We start from the raw sequence: 6,012 nt of genomic DNA, 5'->3' as shown, positions 1-6,012 counted from the left end.
TGAAATAAATTGAATTGTTAATAGAAACAAGCAAATTTAAATCAAAAAAACCAAATTAAATTAAAATTAACTCAATAAAATCAACAAGATACAATGAAATTAAATATAAAAATAAAACGAAAACTTGCTGGAAAATATATCAAATGCTAGTATAAAACCTCTAAAAAATCTAATTAGAATGCAAAATGACAGCTAAAGAAACAATGATAATATTATGCATAAACCTTCACCTGAAATTAATTGAAGATGGCAAAAAGGACATAATCAATGGGGAAAACGACATATCAAAAATTAAAGAAATGAATTATTTTGATTTTATTAAAAAAATAGAAAATGAAAAAGAAATCAAAGTATCAGCTAAGTTTTCACAATTTAAAAGTCTAGATAAAGTAAAAACTCCTTCGATTCTATTCGATATGGAAGGTTTACCATTAACTTTAGCAAAATCTAATAAAGATAAGTGTTTAATACAAAGACCTAATAAAGAAACTCCTGAAATAATTTCGTATAACGAACTCAATTCAATTTGGAACCACAGATGGCTGGAGATAAAACAAGCTCAATCACGTTTTGATATCGCCTGGTTCATTCCTGAGTTTTTGCAACACAAAAGAATACTCGGGGAAATTTTTTTGTTTTCTTTTGTATTGCAAATACTCGCCTTAATCTCACCGCTATTTTTTCAGGTTGTGATGGATAAAGTGCTTGTACATCAAGCTTGGTCAACCCTTGATGTGCTTGTGATAGGGCTTGTGATCACTGGCATTGTAGAGGTTCTACTTCGCGGCTTACGCGAATATCAATATGCGCACACAGCCAATAGAATTGATATTCAATTAGGACTTAAGTTAGTAAAGCACTTGTTTGGCCTTCCTTTGATGTTCTTCAAAACACGTCAAGTAGGCGCTATCGTAACTCGCGTGCGCGAGCTTGATACTGTACGAGAATTCTTAACAGGCTCGATGTTTACTTTAACGGTCGAGTTCTTGTTCATGTTTGTCTTTCTCTATGTAATGAGTTTGCTTTCACCTCCTCTCACATGGCTATTTATTGCAACCATCCCTCTTTACGTATTGCTCGCTTGGTGGCTTACACCTCGAATGCAAGCGGCGGTAGAAGAGCAATTTACGCACGCCGCTGCAAATACCTCTTTTCTCACAGAGACAGTGGCTGGCAGTGAAACTCTAAAAAGCTTAGCCGTAGAGCCTCGTTTTGTTCGCCGTTGGGACGATCAAACGGAAAAAATGGTCTCTACTGGGTACGTGGTTCAGCAACTCAACAACCGATCCAACCATGTCGTTCAACTCATCCAGAAAGTAACAAGTGTTGGAGTTCTGTGGTTAGGGGCAACAGAAGTACTGTCATTGGAAATGACTATCGGACAACTGATCGCTTTTAATATGATGACAAACCATATAGCCCAACCTTTATCACGCATGGTTGAGTTATGGGGGCAATTTATTCAAACGCGCGTGGCACTAGAAAAATTGGGAGACATGCTTAATTTACCTGTGGAGCAGCACACAGGGAGCGATACGATTGCATTACAAGGCGCAATTTCGTTCAAAAACATCCTATTTCGTTACCAACCAGATATCCCACCGACCCTGAACAACTTGTCGCTAGATATCCAAGCAGGTGAAACATTAGGCGTTGTGGGAACATCAGGCTCAGGGAAAAGTACTCTAGCTCGATTACTGCTACGACTCTACTGCCCAGAAAAAGGGTTAATAACGGTTGATAACACACCACTTAATCAAATTGGCATCCAGCAACTGCGCCAACAAATCGGCATAGTTCTGCAAGAAAACTATCTATTTAACAAAAGTGTTTGCGAAAATATTGCCCAATCGAAGCCTGAAGCTAGCTTAGAAGAGGTTATCGAAGCGGCAAAACTTTCTGGAGCTCACGAATTTATCATGAAGCTCCCAATCGGCTATGACACGATCTTAGCCGAAGGTGGGCAGTCCCTTTCTGGCGGACAGAGACAACGCCTGGCGATTGCGCGAACTCTACTTTCAGATCCCAAAATCATGATCCTGGATGAAGCCACGAGTGCACTGGATGACGAATCACAAGCGTTGATTCAATCCAATATGGCAAATATCGCGAAGGGCCGTACGGTCATCACTATCGCTCACCGGTTATCCACCGTACGAGATTGCGACCGAATTATCGTTCTACACCAAGGTAATATCGTCGAGCAAGGTAACCATCAACAGTTAATCACATTGGGCAAACAGTACAAACAATTATGGCAACTTCAGCAAGAGCTCAAGCAAGAGGATTCAAACGCATGAAAAGTGTCATCAAGCGATTCTTAGCCAAATTTAGAATAAACCAAGCGACTGAGAAGCATTACGAATTTTTGCCTGCGCACCTCGCCTTATCACAACGTCCTCCTTCACCATTTGCTCGCATAACGGCCATCACGCTCAGCTTGGGAGTCGTTGCCGTCTTAATTTGGGCGTATTGGGGGAAATTAGATATACAAGCGACAGCTACCGGACGTTTCGTTGTCTCTGGCCGCTCACAAGTGATTCAATCTTATGAGCAGAGCCGGGTTCTCTCTATTCACGTAAAAGATGGGCAACGAGTGACAAAAGGCGCGCCGCTTCTTACTCTTGATACCCTAGGCATCAATCAAGACATTACCCGTTTAATCACTCAGTCTGAATTTCAAACTAATGACCTAATTCGATACCAATCTTTGAATAGTGGCCTGCCACTCTCTAAGGACCTATTATTTTCGGCCTTACCACTCGAACAACAAGCGTTGATCAATGAAAACTTCTTGAGTGAGAAACGTGAATATGAGTCGACCCTGGCAAGTATCAAAGCAGAAATGCAGGTCAACAAAACATCACAAGCGGCTCGTCAAAGTGACATCAACGCATTAATTCAGTTAACCGAAAATATTAGTCAGAGACTCGCGGCACGAAAAACGTTGAATCAAATAAAAGTCATTGGACACGTAGAGTATCTAGAGCAAGAAAAAGAGCTACTGGAAGTTAAGCGCCAAGTGTCGCAACAACGAGCTGAATTAGAGGTTCTAAAGTCGCAATACCATAGTCTTGAAGAAAGGCTGACGGGGTTCAAAGCACAAAAACACAGAGAATGGCTCGAAAAAAGAAAACAAGCGAAATTGCAACTCGGGGGTTTAGCTCAGGAGTTGTCTAAAGTTCGTGAGCGTGAACAGTTAGAAATCATCCGTTCTCCTGTCGATGGTACGGTTCAGCAACTCAGTATTTACACGCTAGGAGCAGTACTTCAACCAGCACAAAATTTAATGATTATTGTCCCTGAAAATGCAGTACAGCAGGCGGAAATACAAATTCTCAATAAAGACGTAGGTTTTGTTTACCCAGGACAGCCAGTGACAGTAAAAGTAGATGCGTTTCCATACACTCGTTACGGTACTATCGAAGCTGAGCTATTGAGTATTTCTCGTGATTCTACTACAGACGAACGCTTGGGGCTCATTTTCCCAGCCCAAGTTAAGCTTAAGAATAACAACATCTTAATCAACGGTAAAAGTATTGAGTTGACACCAGGCATGTCCGTCGTTGCGGAAATAAAAACGGATAAACGTCGTGTTATCGACTACCTGCTGAGCCCAATACGTGAATACCAAGCAGAATCGCTAAGAGAGAGGTAAGTATGGATATGACCTTATCAACAACGGAAAATAGCGTTTCTACCACTCAAGATGCTTCTATCAATCAGGACGCTTCTATCACACAAGATAATGGCGGAATCGACGCCGTCGTTTATGCGGGTAACTATTTCCACAAAAAGTCGACCAAGACACAGCTCAAGCATGCTTTAGGCGTCAGTCATTCCAATTTAAATGACTTGGAAATAAGGGAAGCTGCAGATTATATTGGCCTGAAAAGTCAAGTAACGAAAGTAAAATCGAACGAGCTAGATACCCTTCCACTGCCCGTTTTAATTGAAATCGACAATAGTTGGAAAGTGCTCACAAAATCAGCGGACGGTTCCTCTCTTTTATATGATCCAGCCACTCAATTGGAGCAGCAGAGTGAGCTTAGTCCGAGTAGTCACTCATCAACGTACAAGGTAATGTTGGTCGCGGATGAAAGACTAAGTAGCAAAGAAGTGAAATTTGGCCTTAGCTGGTTTGCCCCCTCTATTTGGCGTCAAAAGAGCCAAATGCGAGATGTGTTTATTTATGCTATTGCCCTTCAAATATTCGCACTGGTGAGCCCGATGTTGTTTGAAAATGTCATCGACAAAGTGCTAGTCGGTCGCAGCTTGTCCAGTTTACATGTGCTCGCCATAGCGATGCTTGCTCTTGCCATTGCAGAGCCAGCATACAGTTACTTGCGCAATACCGTATTTGGCCACCTCGCAAGTCAAGTAAATGCAGAGCTATCAGGACGCCTTTATCGCCATTTAGTCGGCCTCCCCCTCAATTATTTCAAGCAGCGTCAGACAGGACAAATCATTGCTCGAGTTCGTGAAATGGCGCAAATTCGCCAGTTTTTGACCGGTTCGACGTTGATGTTATTGCTCGATCTCATTTTTGTTACCGTCTTTCTTGCTGTTATGTTCCATTATGCCAAGACTCTGACTTGGCTAGTAATCGGCTCACTTTTTATCTATTTCTTACTTTGGCTTATTGCTGGTCCAATCATAAGAAAAAAAGTGGAATCAGAATACGAATCGGATGCCGATGCCACGACCTTTCTAACGGAAGCAGTAACAGGCATTGAAACCATTAAAACCACAGCGACTGAACATCGATTTTTACATCAATGGCAACATATCCTCAGCCAACAACTAAACCGTAGCTTTGATGCTCAAAAATCAGGACTCATTGCAGGGCAAGGCATCGGGCTGATACAGAAACTGACTGCGGCACTGCTCCTGTGGTGGGGAGTCAGCGAAGTACTTAACGGTGAGCTCACACCCGGACAATTGGTGGCCTTCAATATGTTGGCCGGCCACGTGACTCAGCCGGTACTTCGACTTGCGCAAATTTGGCAAGACTTCCAACATACTCTTATTGCACTAAAGCGAGTGGGCGATATTCTTGATGAACCAAAAGAAAATGGTAAACAAGGGTTAGCTTCTGTTCCTGAACTCAATGGAGGCATCGAATTTAGTAACATTCGCTTTCGTTATCACGAAGACTCTCCCGAAGTGTTGGCCAACTTATCGTTAGAAATAAAACCGGGCCAGTTTATCGGCATCACCGGGCCATCAGGCTCAGGAAAAAGTACCATCACCCGGCTATTGCAACGTTTGTATGTCCCTCAACATGGTCAAGTATTGGTAGACGGTATGGATCTCGCGATAGCCGACCCAATTTCGCTACGTCGCAACATGAGTGTGGTATTACAAGAAAGTATTCTTTTTTCTGGGAGCGTTGCAGAAAATATCCGCCTAAGTCAGCCTCAAGCTACTGATGAGGAAATACGCAATGCTGCGCAGCTTGCCGGTGCTTTGGAATTCATTGAAGGACTTCCCCACGGGTTTAATCAGCCCGTTGGGGAAAAAGGGGGCTCTCTATCTGGCGGCCAGCGTCAACGTATTGCGTTAGCAAGAGCCCTACTCGTTAACCCTAGGATTTTACTGCTTGATGAAGCAACGTCAGCACTCGATTACAACTCTGAAGCTGCCATCATGAGCAACATGAAAGAGATTTGTAGAGATAGAACCGTAATTAGCATCGCACACCGCCTTAACACCATTCGTCATGCGGATAATATTCTTGTTCTTGATAAAGGCCAAGTTTGTGAAAGTGGGACTCACGATGAACTGGTTGAGAAGGAAGGTCTTTATGCAAAATTATGGAAGCAACAAATTGGCGGCTGATTTATAAATTGAAATCTACGTTGTTATAAGAAATATGGATGGTGTGAGCTTTAACCATTGACATTCACTCAACCCAAAAAGTGTGTGTTGACACACTTTTTGAGCCTTTATTATGTCTTCTCGAAAATCAAAAAACGGCTTTTTCACCTTGGAACGGCGTTGTTGCCTAAA

Annotated in this window: 2 protein-coding genes and 1 pseudogene; all 3 read left to right on the top strand. The window is 42.3% G+C overall.

From position 1 onward, the window contains the following. Nucleotides 1–185: 185 nt before the first annotated feature. A complete protein-coding gene (locus AB4623_RS10620; protein WP_102258476.1) occupies nt 186–2,300 on the top strand; it encodes a peptidase domain-containing ABC transporter in 2,115 nt (704 codons plus the stop codon). Further along, nucleotides 2,297–3,658 carry an HlyD family type I secretion periplasmic adaptor subunit gene (locus AB4623_RS10615; protein WP_017083706.1) on the top strand — a complete coding sequence of 454 codons (1,362 nt, stop codon included), beginning with the start codon at nt 2,297–2,299 and terminating at the stop codon, nt 3,656–3,658. The genes AB4623_RS10620 and AB4623_RS10615 overlap by 4 nt, the downstream gene beginning before the upstream one ends. Before the next feature lie 89 nt (nt 3,659–3,747). Next, a pseudogene (locus AB4623_RS10610) lies at nt 3,748–5,841 on the top strand (type I secretion system permease/ATPase); the annotation flags it as partial. Nucleotides 5,842–6,012 lie beyond the last annotated feature (171 nt).

Source organism: Vibrio sp. 10N.222.52.C12, from assembly GCF_041474215.1.
Classification (GTDB): Bacteria; Pseudomonadota; Gammaproteobacteria; order Enterobacterales; family Vibrionaceae; genus Vibrio; species Vibrio crassostreae_C.
This window is presented reverse-complemented; position numbering and strand designations above follow the sequence as displayed.